This is a genomic window from Geodermatophilus sp. SYSU D00705 (assembly GCF_054050135.1).
The window spans coordinates 24,830-43,637 of sequence record NZ_JBJGYT010000007.1; the positions used below are offsets into that span (position 1 = coordinate 24,830).

Sequence of the window (18,808 nt, forward strand, 5' to 3'; positions counted from 1 at the left end):
GACTACCAGGGACTCGGGATCGTCCGCAGTCTGGGACGGCATGGAGTGCCGGTCTGCGTCGTCGACGACGAGCGGTCGATCGCCGGGGCCTCCCGCTTCACCACGCACCGGCTGCGCGTGCCCGACCTCGGCAGCGCGGACGCCACCCTGGAGGCGCTGCGGGCCGCCCGGAGCCGGTTCGGGCTGGAGGGCTGGGTCCTCTACCCCACCCGGGACGAGACGGTCGCCGTCCTGGCCACCCACCGCGAGGCGCTGGCCCGGCACTTCCGGGTACCCACGCCGTCCTGGGCCTGCGTCGAGCAGGCCTGGGACAAGCGGTGCACGTACCGGCTGGCCGAGGAACTCTCCATCCCCGTGCCGCGCACCTGGTACCCCTCCGAGGAGGCCGACCTCGCGCAGATCGACACGACCGTGCCGCTGGTGGTGAAGCCGGCGATCAAGGAGCACTTCTTCTACGCGACGCACGTGAAGGGCTGGCGGGTCACGAGCCGGAGCGAGCTGCTCGACGCCTTCCGACGGGGGACCTCCGTGGTGGGGACCGACGGCGAACTCCTGGTCCAGGAGATGATCCCGGGGGGCGGGACGCAGCAGTACTCCTACTGCGCCTTCGTCAAGGACGGTTCAGCCCTCGCCTGGATGACGGTCGTCCGGCGGCGGCAGCACCCCAGCGATCTCGGCCGGTCCACCACGTTCGCCGAGACGGTCGACGAGTCGGCTCTCGTCAAGCCCTCGCTGCGGTTCCTCGCCGAGATCGGTTACCACGGCCTGGTGGAGCTCGAGTACAAACGCGATCCGCGGGACGGCGTCCTCAAGCTCCTCGACGTCAACGCGCGGACCTGGGGCTACCACTCGCTCGGGCCCGCGGCGGGGGTCGACTTCCCGTACCTGCTCTTCCGGGACCAGGTCGGGGAGCCGGTCGCACCCGTGCGGGCCAGCGCGGGTGTGCGCTGGGTGCGCCTCACGACCGACGTGCCGAACGCACTGCGCGACCTCCGGCGCGGGGACCTCGACCTGCGGCAGTACCTGTCCTCGCTCCGGTCGGTCGACACCGAGGCGGTCTTCTCCCTGCGGGATCCGCTACCGGGCCTCTACGAGCTCGCCCTGCTGCCCTACCTGGCCGTGCGCCGGGGGTTGTGACCGAGACCGGCGACCACCCCGGGAGAACCGATGCTCCTCCGCGCCACCCACCCCTTCGCCCCGCTCGACTACCACCGCGTGCCCTACTCGGTCGACGCCCGGGACCTCGGGTCGGACCGGACGCTGGACTTCCTCGGCCGGGTCCACGACCACTCGACCGACGTGGGTGCGCGACGCGCCCTGTTCTGGTTCCGGGCGGAGGCGCGGGACCAGCTCGCGACGTCCTGCGTCGAGGGCAGGTTCCGGTTGGGGGACTCGTGGCTGGTCGGGCATGTCGTCCCGGATCCCACGGCGGCGGGGTGGTTGCCGCAGGTCGGCACCGGATGGCGCCCCGTCCAGCCGGTCCTCGATGGTCGGGGGGCGCGCGTCGCATCGGTGTGGAGGGACGAGGACGGCGCCGTGTTCGTCCCGTTCGACGCCGGCGAGGTGATGCAGAACCTCTGGTCCGAGCGGTACCTGACCATCGGGCGGAACCGATCCGCCGCCGTCGCCAAGGCCGCCCTGCTGAGGGGCTACTACCTCGCCAAACCCGCCATCCCCCGAGCCGCCCAGCTCGCCCTCCGGCGTCGCCTCACCCGGGTGCAGAGCCGGTCGGACTTCCCGCGGTGGCCGGTGGAGGACAGCCTGCACGACCTGTACGTGTGGCTCCTCGCCCTCCTGGCCGGCGTTCGGGGCGGTCCCGTCCCGTGGCTCGACGCCTGGCCCGGGGGCCGGTCGTGGGCGCTGGTGCTCACGCACGACGTGGAGACCGAGCTCGGCTACCGCAACATCGACTTGCTGCGCGACGCGGAGCGGGCGGCGGGGTTCCGCTCGTCGTGGAACTTCGTCCCCGAGCGGTACCCGGTGGAGGAGTCCGTGCTGCAGACCCTCCGGGGCGAGGGGTGCGAGATCGGCGTGCACGGACTGCGGCACGACGGTCGCGACCTGGGCTCGCGCACGCTGTTCGAACGGCGCCGGCCGGCGATCCGGGCGTACGCCGAGCGGTGGGGTGCGGTGGGGTTCCGCTCACCGGCCACCCAGCGGGTCTGGGCCTGGATGCCCCGACTGGGGTTCGACTACGACTCGTCCTACACCGACACCGACCCCTACGAGCCGCAACCGGGCGGGTGCTGCAGCCACCTGCCCTTCTTCAACGAGGACCAGGTCGAGCTGCCGATCACGCTGCCGCAGGACCACACCGTGTTCGCCATCCTAGGGCACCAGGACGCCGAACTGTGGCTGCGCAAGGCGCACCACCTGCGCGACCGCGGCGGGATGGCGCTCGTCCTCGCCCATCCGGACTACGCCGTGGACACCCGGGTGGCCAGGGCCTGGGCCCGGTTCGTGTCGGAGTTCCGAGACGACGGCACCGCGTGGCAGGCACTGCCGAGAGAGGTCGCCGAGTGGTGGCGACGACGGGCGGCGTCCACCCTCCGCGAGACCCCGGACGGATGGCGGGTGGACGGGCCGGCCGCCGCCGACGGGAGGGTCCGGTTCGCGACCCCGGACGCCGCTCTGCTCGCCGCCCCGGGGGTGGAGGCGCCGTGATGCCGTCCCGGCGCCGGCGAGCGGCCCCCGACCGCACCCCTCACGTCCTCCTCGTCGTGGAGAACGTGGCGCTGGGGATCGACATCCGGGTGCGCAAGCAGGTCCGTGACCTGGTCGCCGCCGGCTACCGGGTCACGGTCATCACCCGGGCGGCGCCGGAGAACGACGAGTACCGCCGGCTGCCCAGCACGACCGTGCTCGAATACCCCTCGCCCAGCGAGCCGCGGAGCGTGCTGGGCTACGTCCGTGAGTACGCCGTCTCGTTCGCCTGGGCGGCCGTGCACTCGGCGCGGGTCCGCCTGCGAGACCGCGTGGACGTCCTCCAGTTGAGCCAGCCCCCGGACTTCTACTTCCCCCTCGCCTGGGTGCTCAAGGGCCTGGGCGCGACGGTCGTCGTGGACCAGCGCGACCTGATGCCCGAGCTCCTCGCCATGCGTCTGGAGCGTCCCCCACCCGCCATCACCGCGGTCCTCCGGTGGTTCGAGCGCGAGACGCAGCGTGTCGCCGACGAGACGGTCACCGTCAACGACCGACTCCGGGAACGGCTGGTGCAGGCAGGGGCGGACCCCGACCGGGTGACCATCGTGCGCAACGGTCCGGTTCTCGCCCGCGTGTCGACGGCGCGCCCGGACGAGTCGTTGCGGGACGGCCGCCGGTTCCTCTGCTGCTGGACGGGCAAGATGGGCCGGCAGGACCGTCTCGACCTCGTCCTCGCGGCCGTCCACCACGTCGTCCACGTCCTCGGCGTGCAGGACGTCCGGTTCGTCCTGCTCGGTGACGGTGAGTGCCTGGATGCGGCCCGAGCGCTGTCGACGGAGCTCCGGCTGGACGCGTGGGTGTCGTTCCCCGGCTGGGTCCAGGAGGAGACCGTCTTCACGCACCTCGCCACGGCCGACCTCGGCATGGACGCCGCACTCCAGGAGGAGGTCTCGCCGGTCAAGGTGCTCGAGTACATGGCCTTCGGTGTTCCCTTCGTCGCGTTCGACCTGCGGGAGACGTCGGCCATCGGGGCCGGCGCCGGGGTGCTCGTACCACCCGGCGACGTCCCGGCGCTGGCCGGCGCGATCGTGTCACTGCTCGCTGATCCCGGGCGCCGCGCAGCCCTGGGTGGTGCCGGACGGCAGCGGTTCCGCGACGAGCTCGCATGGGAGCGGCAGGTGCGGGACTACGTCGAGGTCGTCGACAGGGCCACCGACCGCGTTGGCCGGGCCGCACGAGCCGTCCCCCTCGGCACGGCCACCCCGCCGTCCCGGCCCGACACCACGGAGGTGCGCTGACATGGCCACGACCACGCCCGCCCGCCCGCGATGGCGGTGGGTCCGCGACCGTCCCGTTCCTGCGGCGGTCGTCGGCTCGGTGCTGGTGGTCGCCGCGGGGAGTGTGGCGCAGCTGGTCGACTACGCCGTCCTCGACCTCCGGGTGGACGTACTGGACTCCGCCGAGGACGGCGGCGCCTTCGGGCTGGTCGGGGACCTCGCCGCCCTCGCGGCCGCGGGCTCGGCCTGGTTGCTGCTGGTGCGGTCCCCGCACCGTCGGCCGGCGCTCGTCGCCCTCCCGCCCCTGCTCACCGTCATCGCCGTGGACAAGGCGCTCCGCGTGCACGACCACGTCCCCCACTACCTCCTCCTGTACGCGCCTGTCCTGGCCGGTGCCTTCGCCTGCGTGGTGGCGGTCGCCCGGATGGTGCCCCGTCCCGGGTCGCGTCTCCTGCTGGCCGGCGTGGCGCTGCTGGCGGTCGCCTTCGGGCTGCACGTGGTCGGTGAGCGCGTCCTGACGGGTCTGGGCGTGGGCGCCGACCCGCTGGCGCACCAGCTCAAGGCGGTGGTGAAGCACGGCTGCGAGGTACAGGCGTGGCTGCTGCTGGCCATCGGCTGCGTGCCGGCCGCGCTCCACGCGCACCCCCGGAGGTCCCCGCACCGTGGAGCGGTGCACCCCGACGACGCTCCGGACGCCGGGCGGGGGCCCTAGTGGTGGGGCCGACCGCCGGGCCCGGGGACGGCCCCGCGGTCCGCCGGCCGAGGCGACTGCGCTGGGTATCGGGGGGCGTCCTCGCAGCCGTGACGGTCGTCGCGATCGTCGCCGCCGTCGCCGTCGCCGAGGACGGATCGGGACGTGCGACGGCCCCGGCACCCGGGCCGTCGCCGCCGCCGCCGCCGAAGGGCGGGTACCTGGAGCTTGAGCCGGTGGGGGCCTACGCCTCTCTGCCCACCGACGCCGAGGCGACCGCGATGGTGCACCGGTCGGCGTGGGAGCCCCGCCCGGAGAACCGGCGCTACAACGAAACGGTGCCGACCGGGCTGGCCCTGGTACCGCGGCGGGACGCCGACCTGGCGTACGACCCGAAGTGGAACACCCACGTGCTCGGCCGCATCACCGGAGACGCCACCGGGACGACCGACGAGATCATCCAGTGGGCGGCTGCCAAGTGGGGTGTGCCGGACGACGTCCTCAGGGCCATGGCCATGATGGAGAGCACCTGGCGCCAGTCCAACTACGGCGACTTCGTCTACGACGCCGCCGAGTGCCCGGAACCCGGCATGCCGCTCCCCTGCCCCGTGACGTTCGGGCTCGTCGGTGTGCGGTCGTCCTCGTGGCCCGGGATCTACCCGTGGAACCGCGACTCGACGGCCGCCGGCGTCGACGTCCTGGGCGGCTGGCTGCGCGGCTGCTACGAGGGTTGGGTCTGGTGGCTGCGTGACCACGGGAACCGCAGCAGGGGCGTCTACGGGCCCGGTGACCTGTGGGGCTGCGTCGGAGCCTGGTACTCCGGGGACTGGCACGACGGCAGCGCGGACGAGGTGCGCTCCGGCGAGGGCTACCTGACGCGAGCGCGGCACTGGTACCACACTGCCCCCTGGCGCGAGCCCGGCTTCTGAGACGCCCCTCAGCCGGGCACCCCCATGACCTCACGCACGGTCTGGACAGTCGTCCCCGGGGGCGCGCCGTCTCCCAGCCAGTCCAGGAAGGCGGTGAAGGACGCCACGTCGACGGGCGACTCGCCGGACATGCAGGAGGAGAACACGGGATCCCCCTGGGCACAGATGCGGTGGAACGGCACCGGGACCCACCCACCGCCGTGCTCTGTCGCGCGGACGACGGCGTCCTGCAGGGCGGCGAGCGACCACGGGCCGCTGGGGGGCGTGTGGACGGCCCGCGTCGCGAACGGGTCGCGCGGGGGGATGGTCTCGGAGAAGACCCCCACCTCGGGCCCGAGCCCGCCTCCCGACCTGCCCGACAGGTACCCGCACGAAGCCACGAGTTGCTCCGCCGCCGGGTCGAAGGCGGAGAAGGGATAGGCGAAGCTCACCGGGTCGAAGCCGAGCTCCTCCAGCCGAGCGCGCTCCCCGCACACCTCCTCGCGCCGCACCGAGTCCGGCAGGGCCGGATCGGTCAGGTCCAGGTGGTTGGCCCCGTGGCCCCCGATCTCGTTGCCGTCCGCGTGCAGGCTGGCGATCTGCGCCCAGGTCATGTTCTGGGCGTTGCCGGCGTCCACCTTCCCGGCGTTCACGTAGAAGGTCCCTCGCAGGCCCCGATCCCGCAGCAGAGGACCGGCCACGGCTTGGGCAGCATCCCCGTCGTCGAAGGTCAGGGACACGACGGTGGTCACTGCGGGGCCTGTCTGCGGTGCCGAGGGCGGCGCGCCCTGGAGATCCCCACCGCTGGGCGCGGTGGCCTGGGACGCGCCGGAGAAGACCCAGGCGGCGAGGACGACGAGCAGGACCGGCATCACCGGCACGGCCCAGCGGACCAGGGGATGCGCAGACCTCAGCCCGCGACCCCAGCCTCGCGCCGCAGTGACCACGCCGGACGCAGTGCGACCGGCTCCTCGGAGAACCCTCATCTCGCCGTCCCGTGGTGGTGGCCCATCACGGCCCAGCCGCATCTCGCCGGTTCGAGCCGCCCGGGCCGGTCCTCGTCAGCGCCGCCTCCCCCGGCGGTCTGGGCACGGTATCCGGGTCAAGTGCCCTGGAGAAGGGGCACGACCCTGGTCGTCCGCTTTGGGCACCTGGCAGTCGCAGTGGTCACCGAGAGTGGCGCCACCGACGAGTGACCGCCCAGCAGACAACGGCCAGCAACAGCAGGCCGGTGACCCAGCCGGCGACCTCGGGCGCCGGGCCACCGACCGCCGTCCACAGTGCGTGGCCGACGGCATAGCCGAGGACGACGACCAGCAGCCCGGGCACCGCGACCACGAGGACGAACACACCCGCCCTTCCGGCGGACCTCCTCCGCCGGACGCACTCAGCGGGTGATGGTGCCGGCGTCCTCCCGGGCCTTGATCCGTTCCCGCTGCGGGACGACGACGTACTTCGGGTCCTTCGTGCTGGCCATCCCCGCCTCGAACACCCCGAACCGGGTCAGCAGTGACCCGGCCGCCAGCAGGGCTCCGGAGGCCACCGCGCCGGCCCGTCGGCGTCCGGCGACGACGGTCAGCGCCGCCCCGGCCGCGGTGCAGGCCTTGGCCGCCCGCAGCAGGGCTCCGGGCCGGCCCTCGTGGTACGGCTCGCTCAGGATCCCGTGGTCGTTCTCCACCCCGTGCGTGACCGCGAGCTCGATCGCCGCCCCCGCCACCGCCATCTTGCGGGCCGGGCCGGCCTCGGCGACCGGGCTCAGCGCCATGGCCAGACCGCCGCCGGCGGCCATCCCCGAGGCCCCGAAGAGGTAGGGCAGCTGGGTGTGCGCCGCGTGCCAGGACGGGACGGCGGTGTTGGCCAGCAGCACCCCGGTGTAGCTGGCCAGCGGCCCGCCGAAGAGCGCGGCCACCACGCCACCGAAGCGCTTGAGCCGCGGGAACCAGCCGAGCAGCTCGACCGCCGCGGTCGCCCCGGCCGCCGCGCTGAACGGCGACAGGATGTAGGTGCCGATCGACAGCGGCGAGGTCGGCTTGATCACCCGCAGCATGTGCAGGAACCGCTCCGGGCGCCCCAGGTCGTGGACCAGGAAGACCACCGACGCGATCGCCCCGCCGCCCGAGACCAGCCGGGTGACCCGGGTCAGGTTCGGGCGGTCGGTGAGGTCGGCGATCGCTCCGAGGATCGACGACGACCCCGCGGCGCCGCCAAGGAAGAGGTAGAGCGGGACGTCGGGGCTCTTCCAGATCGGTGTCTTGACGATCTGCCGGCCGTAGTACGAGGTGAAGTCGGCCTCCTCGACCATCGACACCTCGCCACCGGCCCGGCCGCGACCCCGTCGGCGGCGGCGCCCGCCGTTCGCCTCGGCCGTGACGTCCGAGCCGCCGGCCCGCCGCCAGCCCGCGCCCGGCGTCGTGATCCCCTCCGTCACCGCGCCCGCCTCGAGCCGAGGACGGCGGACAGCGCCACCCCGACGATCATCACGGCCGCCTTCCCCGCGGCCTTCCACATCGCCGGCAGGTCGCGGGTGGTGACGATCGGGTCCGGCGGCAGGCCGTAGACCTCCGGCTCGTCGAGCAGCAGGAAGAACGCCCCGTTGCCACCGACGCCGTCGTCCTCGTCGCGGCCGTAGAGCCGCGCGGTCTCCACACCCTGTGCCTTGAGCGTCGCCAGCCGCGCGTCGGCCCGGGCCTGCAGCTCGTCGAGGTTGCCGAACTGGATCGACTGGGTGGGGCACGCCGTGGCGCAGGCCGGCTGCAGCCCGTCGGTGAGCCGGTCGTAGCAGAGGGTGCACTTGAACACCCGGCCGTCGTCCTTGCGCTGGTTGATGACGCCGTACGGGCAGGACGCCACGCAGTAGCCGCAGCCGTTGCAGATGTCGCCCTGGACGACCACGGTGCCGAACTCGGTGCGGAACAGCGCGCCGGTCGGGCAGACGTCGAGGCAGCCGGCGTGCGTGCAGTGCTTGCACACGTCGGAACTCATCAGCCAGCGGACCTGCCGGTCGCCGGACTGCGCGGTCTGCGGGTCGAACTCGGTCAGCGCCTCGGCGTTGAGCACGCTGGTCTGCGCCGACAGCACCTGGTCGGCGCCGAGCCCGAGCTCGTCGGCCGGGTGCCTCTGGGCGTCCCCGGTCCCGCCCGGCGCGGACACGTGGGACGGCGGCCCGACGGTGGGCATCGGCAGGTCGACGGTGCGCACCTGCTCGATGAACGCCACGTGCCGCCAGGTGTTGGCGCCCAGCTGACCGGTGTTGTCGTAGGACATGCCCGACAGCCCGATGACGTCGCGGTTGCCGTGCGAGTCGTCCATCGGCAGGAGGTTCCACTCCTTGCACGCCACCTCGCAGGCCTTGCAGCCGATGCACACCGAGGTGTCGGTGAAGAAGCCCACCCGCGCGGGGTGGTCGCCGTCGTAGCCGGCCTCGCCCTGGACGTCGGGCAGCGGCCCGTACAGCCGGTTGTGCGGGTCGTTCCCGGTGAAGGCCGGGCTCGCCGAGCTGATCGAGGTCACGCCGGCCTCCTCTCTCTGGTCACTGCGTGGACCCCTCCCCCGCGGAGGCCTCGACCGGGTCGCGGCCGTTGAGGCCCACCCGCCCGGAGGCCACGCCGGCCCGCCGTCGGTAGGACTCCACGAGCTCCAGCAGCTCCGGCCCGCGGGGACGGCGTCCCGGCCGGATGTCGCAGGTGCTCGCCTTGGACTCCTGGATGTGCGTGTTCGGGTCGAGCACGATGCCGAGCAGGTCGTTGGCGGCGTCGCCGGTGGAGATGCCGCTGTAGGACCAGTGGTACGGCATCCCGATCTGGTGCACGACCGTGCCGTCCCGCAGCCGGATGGGCCGCATCCGCTCGGTGACCAGCACCTTGGCCTCCACCGCCGTCCGGGCGCTGACCAGCGTGGCGTACTCGCCGTTGGCCAGCCCGCGCAGCTCGGCCAGCTGCGGGCTCACCTCGACGAAGAACTCCGGCTGGAGCTCGGCGAGGTAGGGCAGCGTGCGGCTCATCCCCCCGGCCGTGTGGTGCTCGGTGAGCCGGTAGGTGGTCACCTGGAACGGGAAGACGTCGCTGCGCGTCGGGTTGCCCCGGTTCCACGGCCCCTCGATGTACTCCACCGTCGGGTTCGCCTGCTGCTTGTACAGCCCGTTCTCGACGACGGACTCCGCCGGCTCGTAGTGCGTCGGCAGCGGCCCGTCGACCAGCCCCGCGGGGGCGAACAGCCAGGCCTTGCCGTCGCCCTGCATGACGAACGGGTCGGTCCCGGCGATCGCGTCCTGCGCTCGCGCGCCCTCCGGCGGCACGTAGTCCGGCCGCTTGGTCGCCTCGAAGTCGGGGACGTCGTCCCCGGTCCAGCGGCCGGCCTCCTCGTCCCACCAGACGTACTTCTTGCGCTCGCTCCACGGCCGGCCCTCCGGGTCGGCCGAGGCACGGTTGTAGAGCACGCGGCGGTTCAGCGGCCACGCCCAGCCCCACTCGGACGGGACCGGCCCCTGGTCGCGGTGCGACTTCTTGCGGGCGGACTGGTTCACCTCGTCGGCGTAGACGCCGCAGTAGATCCAGCAGCCGCCGGTGGTGGAGCCGTCGTCGGTCATCTGCATGTAGGACGACAGCGCCCGCCCGTCGGGGCCGGTGCCGTTGATCTCGCGCAGCACCGCCGCGGCGCTCGGGTCCTGCGTCTCGCCCTCGAGCGGGTAGTCCCAGGTGAGGTCGAGCAGCGGGCGGTCCCGCGGGTCGGTGGAGTCGGCCAGGCGTTCCCGCAGGATGCGGCCCAGGTGGTAGTAGAACCACAGGTCGCTGCGGGCGTCGCCCGGCGGCTCGACCGCCTTGTGCCGCCACTGCAGCACCCGCTGGGTCTGGGTGAAGGTGCCCTCCTTCTCCGCGTGCGTCGCCGCGGGCATGAAGAACACCTCGGTGCCGATCGTCTCCGGCGCCAGCTCGCCGGTCTCGATCTCGGGCGCCTGGTTCCAGAAGGTCGCCGACTCGATCATCTGCAGGTCACGGACCACCAGCCAGTCGAGGTTGGCCAGCCCGAACCGGTTCATCCGGCTGTTCGGGTGGCCGACCACCGGGTTCTCCCCGACCAGGAAGTAGCCGGAGACCTCGCCCCGGATCATCGCGGCGATCGTCTGGTACGAGCTGTGGTCGCCGTCGATCTTGGGCAGGTGGTCGAAGCAGAAGTCGTTCTCCGGCTGGGCGGCGTCCCCGAACCAGGCCTTGAGCAGGCTGACCGTGTAGGCCCGCTTGTTGCCCCAGAACCCGGCCTTGCCGGCGGCGTCGGCCACGTAGTCGTCCAGCGTCTGGTGCTGGAGGGCGTGCGGCATCGGCAGGTAGCCGGGCAGCAGGTTGAACAGCGTCGGGACGTCGGTCGAGCCCTGGATGCTGGCGTGCCCGCGCAGCGCCATGATCCCGCCGCCGGGACGGCCGATGTTGCCCAGCAGCGTCTGCAGGATCGATGCCGTGCGGATGTACTGCGCGCCGACGCTGTGCTGCGTCCAGCCCACCGAGTACACCCACGCCGTCGTCCGCTCGCGGCCGCTGTTCTCGGTGATCCACCGGGCGACCTGGAGGAAGACCTCCGGCTCGACGCCGCAGACCTCGGCCACCATCTCCGGCGTGTAGCGGTCGAAGTGCCGCTTGAGGATCTGGAAGACGCACCGCGGGTGCTGCAGCGTCTCGTCCCGCTTCGGCTTCGCCGGGATCGGGGGCCCGCCGCTGCCGGCCGCCTGGGCGCGGTCGGACCTCTTCACGTCGGGGTGCTGCTCGGCCTGCTTCTGCTCGGCCGCCTGGGCCGGGTCGTCGGAGGAGGCGTGCGGCGGCTCCTCGGGCTCGTACTGCCAGCTGGACTCGTCGTAGGTGCGGTTGGCCGGGTCGAAACCGGAGAAGATGCCGTCGAGGTCCTCGGAGTCGACGAACTCCTCACCCACCAGCGCCGCGGCGTTGGTGTAGGCCGCGACGTACTCCTTGAAGTACAGCTCGTTGTCGAGCACGTACCTGATCAGCCCGCCGAGGAACGCGATGTCGGTGCCGATGCGCAGCGGCACGTGCAGGTCGGCGATCGCGCTGGTCCGCGTGAAGCGCGGGTCGATGTGCACGATCTTCGCCCCGCGCGCCTTGGCCTCGGTGACCCACTGGAAGCCCACCGGGTGGCACTCGGCCATGTTCGAACCCTCGATGACGATGCAGTCGGAGTTCGCGAGGTCTTCCAGGGTGTTCGTGGCGCCGCCACGTCCGAACGAGGTCCCCAGACCGGGGACCGTGGCGGAGTGCTATATGCGCGCCTGGTTCTCGATCTGGATCGCGCCGAGGGCGCTGTAGAGCTTCTTCATGAGGTAGTTCTCCTCGTTGTCGAGGGTCGCCCCTCCGAGGCTCGCTACTCCCATGGTGCGGTTGACGCGCCTGCCGTCCGCGGTGTCCTGCCAGCCCTTGCGGCGGCTCTCGAGAACGCGGTCGGCGATCATCTCCATCGCCGTGTCGAGGTCGAGGTCCTCCCACTCCGTCCCGAACGGGCGGCGGTACTTGACCGTGGTGACCCGGGTCGGGCTCGTGACCAGCTGCTTGCTCGCGCTGCCCTTGGGGCACAGCCGGCCGCGGCTGATCGGCGAGTCGGGGTCGCCCTCGATCTGGACGATCTGCTCGTCCTTCACGTAGATCCGCTGCGCGCAGCCGACCGCGCAGTACGGGCAGACGCTCTGCACGACACGGTCGGCGGTGGCCGTGCGGCTCACCACGTTCTCGGTGCCCTTGCTGCGGGCCGCCCTGCCGCGTCCCAGCGGGTCCGGGCCGGTCAGCTGCCGGAACACCGGCCACGCGTCTAGCCAGGTCTTCACCCCCAGGACTCTGCCACCACCGGGGCGATCCGGCGCATCGGGGCGCGTCGCGTCCCAGGTCACCGGCCCGGCACCGCCGCCCGCCCGGCGTCGCCGCCCCTTCCGGGTGACCCGGCGCGGAGCCGCCTCCAGGGTTGCCGGAGCCGCTCCGATACCAGGGCCATGACCTCCGCACGCGCCCTCCACGGGCCGGCCGCCGTCCTGGCGCCCCGGCCCCTGCGCGGCCGCACCGGCCTGCGCGTGGTGGTCACCCTCGCCGTGGTCGCGGTCGTCACCTCCGTGGCGGGCCCTCCGGCTCTGGAGCAGGCGTCGGGGCTGGCCACGGCCGTGTCCGCGTGCCTGTACCTGCTCCTGCGGGCCGGGTGCAGTGCCGCACCGTCGGGCTGGAGGTGGTACGCGGCCGCGACCGCCACGTGCGTCGCCGGCGGGATCTCGGTGGAGGTGGTCACCGGACAGCCGGCGAGCTCGGTGCTCGGCGTCCTGCCCGGCAGCCTCCTGACGATCCTCGCCCTCCTCCGGCTGCGCGACCGGTGCTGCCGGAGCACCGACCGGGCCCGGCTGGTCACGACGTCGACGCTGTTCTTCGTGGCGACCCTCCTGGCCCTCCACGTGGTCCTGCACCTGGTACCGGCACACGCGGAGGCCGGGCTGCTCGGGGTCGCCGTGACGGTCGTCCCCGTGGTGCTCGCGTCGAGCACGGCGGCCGCGCTGCTCTTCGCCGGCACCACGGGCCCGGAGCGCGCACGGGTCGCCGCCCTGCTGCTGGTGTCCCACGGGCTGACCGCCGGCGCCGGTGTCCTCCGGGTCCTCGCATGGGGCACGTCCTCGGAGGTCCTGATGGCGTGGGTGCGGCCGGCCACCGTGCTGACGCTCGTCGTGCTGTGCCTGGCCTGCCGGGCCGACGTCCGGCGAGGGACGACGACCACCTGCGAACCCCGGGAACGCGCGACCGGGGCCGCGAGCGGTCTGCTGCCGCACGCCATGGCCCTGGTCGCGGGCTCGATGCTGCTGCTGCAGATCTCCGTGACCGGGACGGCGGACGCGCACGGCACCGTGCTCGGCGTCATCGGGCTCGGGGCCGTGCTGGCACACCAGACCGTGATGTGGCGGACCCAGCGGCGGCTCACCACCGACCTGCTGCGCAGCGAGTCCTACTTCCGCACCCTCGTGCGCAGCAGCGCCGACCCGGTCGTGATCCTCGACGGCCGGCTGCGGGTCAGCTTCGCCTCGCAGGCCCTCCGCGGACTGCTCGGCCGCGACCCGGACTCCGCAGTCGGCCGGCCCATCGCCGACGTCGTCCACCACGCCGACGCCCCGGCCCTCTTCGCCGCCCTGACCGGTCCGGTGCCCGGCTCGGTGGTCCGGATCGCGCGGGTCCGGCACGCCGACGGCAGCTGGCGACTGATCCAGGCCACCGTGGCCGACCTGCGGGAGGACCCCGACGTCGGGGCGCTGGTCCTCTACTGCCGCGACGTGACCGGCACCGTGCCCGGCACCGACGGCGACCCGGCGCTGGCGGAGCTCCGCCTCGCCGACCCGGCCACCGGCCTGCCCAACCGGACGGCGCTGGTCCGGCGGGTGGCGGCGGTGCGGCGGGAGGCGTGCGGGCGGCCGCGTGCGCTGGCGCTGCTCGGCGTCCCGGGCCTGGCCGCCCTGCCGGCCGAGGACGCCGACGCAGCCCTGCGCGCGCTCACCGCCCGGCTGACCCGCGTGCTGCGCACCGAGGACTGGCCGGCCCGCACCAAGGACGGCGACTTCGTCGTCCTCGCCTCCGGCAGCGTCGCCGACGCCGAGGTGCTCGCCGCCCGACTCGTGGCCGTCGCCGGCCCCGACCTGCGTCCCGCCGCGGGCGTCGCCGCCCTGCCCGACGACCTCGACCCCGGTGAGGCCCTGCGCCACGCCGACCTCGCCCGGTGCGCCGCGGGCCCCGGCCAGGTGCGCCGGTACGACGACGCCGTGCGGCAGCAGCGCGACCGTCGGGAGGCCCTGCGCGCCGACCTGACCGGCGCCCGCGACCGCGGCGAGTTGCGCCTGGTGTTCCAGCCGGTCGTCGACCTCGTCCTGCAGCGCACCGTGACCGTCGAGGCGCTGCTGCGCTGGCGGCACCCGGTGTTCGGAGAGGTGTCCCCCGCGGAGTTCGTGCCGCTCGCCGAGGAGTCCGCCCTGATCACCGAGCTCGGCCGGTGGGTGCTGGCCGAGGCGTGCACCACCGTCGCCGCGCTGCCCGGCCCCGAGCTCGCGGTGGCGGTCAACGTGTCGGCCCGGCAGCTGCACGGCGGCTCGCTGGCCGCCGACGTCCTGGCCGCGCTCGACGCCAGCGGGCTCCCGGCCCGGCGGCTGTGCCTCGAGCTGACCGAGTCGATGCTGCTCGACGACGAGGCGGTGGTGGAGGAGCTCCAGACGCTGCGGCAGATGGGCATCCGGGTCGCCGTCGACGACTTCGGCACCGGGTGGTCGTCGCTGGCGTACCTGGTGGGCCTGCCGGTCGACGTCCTGAAGATGGACCGCCAGTTCCTCGCCGGCGTCGAGCACGACCAGCAGCGGCAGGCGCTGTGCCGGGCCGTCCTCCAGCTGGGCGCCAGCCTCGGCCTGCCGGTCGTGGTGGAGGGCGTCGAGGGCGACGCCGAGGCCGCGCTGCTGCGGGACATGGGCCACCGCTACCTGCAGGGGTTCGCGCTGTCCTGCCCGCTGGAGGTCCCTCAGCTGGCCGCGGGCCGGTGGCCGACCGGCCTGCCGACGGTGGGTGCCGGCCGCTGATCCGGGTGTTCCCGGAAGGGGGAAACCGGTCCCGGGCTGTCACCTGGGAGGTCGATACTGGCCGCGTGGGGAGCCTGGAGATGCACTTCCTCGGCCACTCGACGGTGCGCGTCGAGCTGGCCGGGCACACCGTGCTGACCGATCCCCTGCTCACCGGCCGCGTCGGCCCGCTGCGCCGCGTGGTGCCTGTTCCCGACCCGAGCACCTGGGCCGGCGTCGACCTCGTGCTGGTCAGCCACCTGCACGGCGACCACCTGCACCTCCCCTCGCTGCGGCTGCTCGGGCCCGACGTGCGCATCGCCGTCCCGCGCGGCGCCGGCGAGTGGCTGCGCTCGCGGGGGTTCCGGCACGTGGTGGAGCTGCTGCCGGGCGAGGGGTTCGCCCACGGCGGGCTGCGGGTCACCGCCGTCCCCGCCGACCACGCCGGCCACCGCTGGGGGCCGCGGCTCACCCACGGCCCCGACACCGAGGCCGTCGGCCACCTGGTCGAGGGTGCCGGGCAGACGGTCTACGTCAGCGGCGACACCGACCTGTTCGACGAGATGCACCTGCTGGGCGGCCGCGGCCTCGACGTCGCGGTGCTGCCGGTGTGGGGCTGGGGGCCGTCGCTCGGCCCGGGCCACCTCGACCCGGACGGCGCGGCCGAGGCCACCGCGCGGCTGCGCCCCCGGGTCGCCGTCCCGGTGCACTGGGGCACCCTCGCGCTGCCCGGTTCCCTGACCCTGCCCGGGATGCGCGGCCGGATGCGCCCGCTGCTGAGCCAGCCGCCGCGCTCCTTCGCCGCCGCCGTGGCCGCCCGCGGGCTGGCCACGCACGTGGCGCTCACCGAGCCCGGGCGGCCGGTCGTGCTCCCCACCCCGACGGGGACGACGTGAGCGCGCTCGCCGCGTGGACCGACGGGTCGGCGATCGGCTACCCGGTGCTGTTCGGCGGCGTGCTGCTCGGCTCGATCGTGCCCGTGGTGCCCACCGGCGCGGTCGTCGGCGCGGGCGCCGCGTTCGCCGTCACCGCGCACGGGCTCAACCTGCCGCTGGTCGTCCTCGTGGCCACCCTCGCGGCGTGGACCGGCGACGTCGTCACCTTCGCGATCTGCCGGTCCGGCGGGCCGGCGGCGGTGCGCTGGGTGTCCCGCGGGCAGCACGCGGACCGTATCGAGGAGGTCCGCGACCAGTTCCGGCGGCACGGCTGGCAGATCGTCGTCGTCGGCCGGCTGCTGCCCGCCGGCCGGATCCCGGTGCTGCTGGCCGCCGGCGCCCTGGCCTACCCGTGGCGGCGGCTGCTGCCGGCCTCGCTCCTGGCCGCGTTCCTCTGGGCAGTGGCCTATGCGCTGCTCGGCGTGGCCAGCGGGGGCATCTTCGACTCGCCGCTCACCGCCGTCCTGCTGGCCACCGTGCTCGTGCTCGTCGTCGGTGCCCTGCTCAACCTCGTGAGCGCGCGCCGCCGCAAGCCGGCGCCGCCCGAGGAGCAGCCGGTCGAGCCCACCCAGTGCCGGCAGGCATGAGCCGTCCCGTCCCCTCCGGCCGGGTCCTCCAGCGCGGCCGGACGCCGGCCCGCGTGCTGCTCACCTGGGCCGCCACGACCGGGGCGCTGGTCGCCCTCGACGACTGGCTCGGCGACTTCACGATGACCTCGTGGTGGCAGCCGCCGGTCATCGCGCTGCTGCTCGGCCTGCTCACCGCGGTCGTGTGGCCCCTGGTCATGCGGATCGCCCTGCCCCTGGCCTTCTTCACCCTCGGGCTGGGCAGCTTCCTGCTGCTGGGCGCCGCGGTGCTGGGGCTGTCGTTCCTCGTCCCCGGCGTGGTCGTCGAGAACCTGCGCACCGCGGTGTGGGTCGGCATCGGCATGGCCGCCGTCTCCGGCGTGGTCAGCAGCGTGCTGGCCATCGACGAGGACGAACTGTTCTTCCGTCGCGCCCGCCGCCGTGCACGGGCGACGACGGAGGACGGCCCGCGCACGCCCGGCGTCCTCTTCCTCCAGATCGACGCGCTGTCGTTGGACACCGCTCGGCGCGCCGTCCGCGACGGGTCGATGCCGAACCTGGCCGCCTGGCTGCGCGAGGGCAGCCACACGCTGACCTCCTGGCACACCGACTGGAGCTCCCAGACCGGCGCGGCCGTCTGCGGCATCCTGCACGGCTCCAACCACGACGTCCCCGGCTTCCGCTGGTACGACAAGGAACGCGACCGGATCGTGCGCGTCTCCTCCCCGGTCGACGCCGCCGAGATCGAGCGTGCGCACTCCGACGGCCGCGGGCTGCTCTCCGGCGGCGGGGCCAGCCGCGGCAACCTGTTCACCGGGGACGCCGCGCACGTGAGCCTGACGATGAGCTCGCTGGCGCACGTCGTCCCTGCCGCCAGCCGCCGTCCCCGCCAGGCCCGCGACCGGGTCGGCTCGGGCTACTACGCCTACTTCGCCAGCCCGGTGAACGCGCTGCGCACGATCGCGGTCTCGGCCGTCGACATCCAGCGCGAGCTGGTCGCCGCCGCCCGGGAACGCCGCGACGACGTCCGGCCCCGCGTGTCCCGCGGCGGCATCTACCCCCTGGCCCGCCCGGGGACGACGGTCATCGCCCGCGACGTCGTCGTGTTCGCGCTGCTGGAGGACATGCTGGCCGGCCGCCCCGTCGCCTACGCGGACTTCCTCGGCTACGACGAGGCCGCCCACCACGCCGGGCTGGAGCGGGCCGACAGCCTGGCCGTCCTGCGCAGCATCGACCAGCAGATCGGCCGGCTGCACCGCGCGGCCCAGCTCGCGCCGCGGGAGTACCACCTGGTGTGCCTGTCCGACCACGGGCAGACCCAGGGCCAGGCGTTCACCGCACGCTTCGGGGAGTCCATCGAGCAGCTCGTGGGCCGGCTCTGCGGCGGCGCGCACGGCCTGCCCGAGCCGCACCTGACCGGCCCGCGGGACAGCCGCCGGCTCACCGAGGGCTGGCAGGTCGGAGCCGCGCTGGCCGAGGGCGGCCCGATCGCCCGCCGGCTGCGGGAGCGGGTCGAGCGGGCCGAGGGCGTGCCGCACTCCCACGAGCTGCCCGCCGACCGCGTGGGCGGCGCGCCGCGGGTCGCGCCGGGCGTCGTCGTCGCCGTCTCCGGCCACACCGCGATGGTGTCCTTCGCCGACATCCCGGGCCGGGTCTCGCTGGAGGAGATCGAGCGGCACTGGCCGGGGCTGCTGCCGGGACTGGTCGACCACGACGGCGTCGGCTTCCTGCTCGTGCACTCCGAGGAGTACGGGCCGGTCGTGCTCGGCCGCGACGGCGTGCACCGGCTCGCGGCGGGGCTGGTCATCGGCGAGGACCCGCTCACGCCCTACGGCGAGCACGCGGCCCGGCTGGTCGCCCGGGCGTCGACGTTCCCGCACTGCGCCGACGTCGTCATCAACAGCCGCTACGACCCCGACACCGACGAGGCCTCGGCGTTCGAGCCGCACGTCGGTTCGCACGGCGGGCTCGGCGGCGCGCAGCAGCACGGGTTCCTCGTGCACCCGAAGGCGTTCCGGCCGCCGGGCGAGATCGTGGGCGCCGAGGCCCTGCACCGCGTCTTCCGCGGCTGGCTGACCGACCTGGGCCACCCCGAGCCGCCGCTGGACGCCGCGGCCGTCGGGCCGCTGAGCACGACCGCGCTGCACCCCTCCCGCGCGGAGGTGTGACGGTCGGCGGGACAGTGGATGACGTGCGCGTGAACACCGTCGCGGCGCGTGGCGCCCGGCCGAC

The 18,808-nt window shown here is 74.1% G+C and carries 13 protein-coding genes and 1 pseudogene; 9 read left to right on the forward strand and 5 right to left on the reverse strand.

What is annotated here, in order from left to right; genetic code table 11:
- The first annotated feature begins 45 nt into the window (after nt 1-45).
- The 5 genes from ACI78Q_RS07620 (at nt 46) to ACI78Q_RS07640 (ending at nt 5,540) form a co-directional block, all read left to right on the forward strand.
- Nucleotides 46-1,137 (forward strand): carboxylate--amine ligase, encoded by a 1,092-nt coding sequence (locus tag ACI78Q_RS07620; RefSeq protein WP_456922725.1) that lies wholly within the window; start codon nt 46-48, stop codon nt 1,135-1,137.
- 30 nt (nt 1,138-1,167) lie between these two features.
- Nucleotides 1,168-2,664 (forward strand): hypothetical protein, encoded by a 1,497-nt coding sequence (locus ACI78Q_RS07625; protein WP_456922727.1) that lies wholly within the window; start codon nt 1,168-1,170, stop codon nt 2,662-2,664.
- The gene (locus ACI78Q_RS07630; protein ID WP_456922728.1) at nt 2,664-3,941 is read left to right on the forward strand and encodes a glycosyltransferase family 4 protein; all 1,278 of its coding nucleotides are present in this window, start codon (nt 2,664-2,666) and stop codon (nt 3,939-3,941) included. The genes ACI78Q_RS07625 and ACI78Q_RS07630 overlap by 1 nt, the downstream gene beginning before the upstream one ends.
- Before the next feature lies 1 nt (nt 3,942).
- Nucleotides 3,943-4,632, forward strand: coding sequence for a hypothetical protein (locus ACI78Q_RS07635; RefSeq protein ID WP_456922729.1), 690 nt, complete (start codon nt 3,943-3,945; stop codon nt 4,630-4,632).
- 89 nt (nt 4,633-4,721) lie between these two features.
- Nucleotides 4,722-5,540, forward strand: coding sequence for a hypothetical protein (locus ACI78Q_RS07640; RefSeq protein WP_456922730.1), 819 nt, complete (start codon nt 4,722-4,724; stop codon nt 5,538-5,540).
- A gap of 8 nt (nt 5,541-5,548) precedes the next feature.
- Here ACI78Q_RS07640 and ACI78Q_RS07645 read toward each other — a convergent pair whose 3' ends face one another.
- The 5 genes and pseudogenes from ACI78Q_RS07645 to fdh form a co-directional block, all read right to left on the reverse strand.
- Nucleotides 5,549-6,391 (reverse strand): polysaccharide deacetylase family protein, encoded by an 843-nt coding sequence (locus ACI78Q_RS07645; RefSeq protein ID WP_456922875.1) that lies wholly within the window; start codon nt 6,389-6,391, stop codon nt 5,549-5,551.
- Between the two features lie 295 nt (nt 6,392-6,686).
- Nucleotides 6,687-6,869: a hypothetical protein gene (locus ACI78Q_RS07650; protein ID WP_456922731.1), complete on the reverse strand. Its 183-nt coding sequence runs from the start codon at nt 6,867-6,869 to the stop codon at nt 6,687-6,689.
- Between the two features lie 37 nt (nt 6,870-6,906).
- Nucleotides 6,907-7,947, reverse strand: a complete 1,041-nt coding sequence (nrfD, locus tag ACI78Q_RS07655; protein WP_456922732.1) for an NrfD/PsrC family molybdoenzyme membrane anchor subunit — start codon at nt 7,945-7,947, stop codon at nt 6,907-6,909.
- On the reverse strand, nt 7,944-9,029 hold the full coding sequence (locus ACI78Q_RS07660; protein WP_456922733.1) for a 4Fe-4S dicluster domain-containing protein: 1,086 nt from the start codon (nt 9,027-9,029) through the stop codon (nt 7,944-7,946). The genes nrfD and ACI78Q_RS07660 overlap by 4 nt, the downstream gene beginning before the upstream one ends.
- A 19-nt stretch (nt 9,030-9,048) precedes the next feature.
- Nucleotides 9,049-12,345 (reverse strand): annotated as a pseudogene (gene fdh, locus ACI78Q_RS07665) (formate dehydrogenase).
- Nucleotides 12,346-12,501: 156 nt separating this feature from the next.
- Here fdh and ACI78Q_RS07670 point away from each other — a divergent pair.
- The 4 genes from ACI78Q_RS07670 (at nt 12,502) to ACI78Q_RS07685 (ending at nt 18,744) form a co-directional block, all read left to right on the forward strand.
- Nucleotides 12,502-15,096, forward strand: coding sequence for a putative bifunctional diguanylate cyclase/phosphodiesterase (locus ACI78Q_RS07670; RefSeq protein WP_456922734.1), 2,595 nt, complete (start codon nt 12,502-12,504; stop codon nt 15,094-15,096).
- Nucleotides 15,097-15,161: 65 nt separating this feature from the next.
- The gene (locus ACI78Q_RS07675; protein WP_456922735.1) at nt 15,162-15,971 is read left to right on the forward strand and encodes an MBL fold metallo-hydrolase; all 810 of its coding nucleotides are present in this window, start codon (nt 15,162-15,164) and stop codon (nt 15,969-15,971) included.
- Complete coding sequence (locus ACI78Q_RS07680) at nt 15,968-16,597, forward strand: DedA family protein (RefSeq protein WP_456922736.1); 630 nt, start codon at nt 15,968-15,970, stop codon at nt 16,595-16,597. The genes ACI78Q_RS07675 and ACI78Q_RS07680 overlap by 4 nt, the downstream gene beginning before the upstream one ends.
- Nucleotides 16,594-18,744, forward strand: a complete 2,151-nt coding sequence (locus tag ACI78Q_RS07685; RefSeq protein WP_456922737.1) for a phage holin family protein — start codon at nt 16,594-16,596, stop codon at nt 18,742-18,744. Before ACI78Q_RS07680 ends, ACI78Q_RS07685 begins: the two co-directional genes overlap by 4 nt.
- Nucleotides 18,745-18,808: the final 64 nt, after the last annotated feature.

Coding starts and splice junctions, on each gene's coding strand:
- ACI78Q_RS07645 (WP_456922875.1), bottom strand. CDS start 6,391: ATGCCGGTCCTGCTCGTCGTCCTCGCCGCCTGGGTCTTCTCCGGCGCG.
- ACI78Q_RS07685 (WP_456922737.1), top strand. CDS start 16,594: ATGAGCCGTCCCGTCCCCTCCGGCCGGGTCCTCCAGCGCGGCCGGACG.
- ACI78Q_RS07630 (WP_456922728.1), top strand. CDS start 2,664: ATGCCGTCCCGGCGCCGGCGAGCGGCCCCCGACCGCACCCCTCACGTC.
- ACI78Q_RS07635 (WP_456922729.1), top strand. CDS start 3,943: ATGGCCACGACCACGCCCGCCCGCCCGCGATGGCGGTGGGTCCGCGAC.
- ACI78Q_RS07625 (WP_456922727.1), top strand. CDS start 1,168: ATGCTCCTCCGCGCCACCCACCCCTTCGCCCCGCTCGACTACCACCGC.
- ACI78Q_RS07670 (WP_456922734.1), top strand. CDS start 12,502: ATGACCTCCGCACGCGCCCTCCACGGGCCGGCCGCCGTCCTGGCGCCC.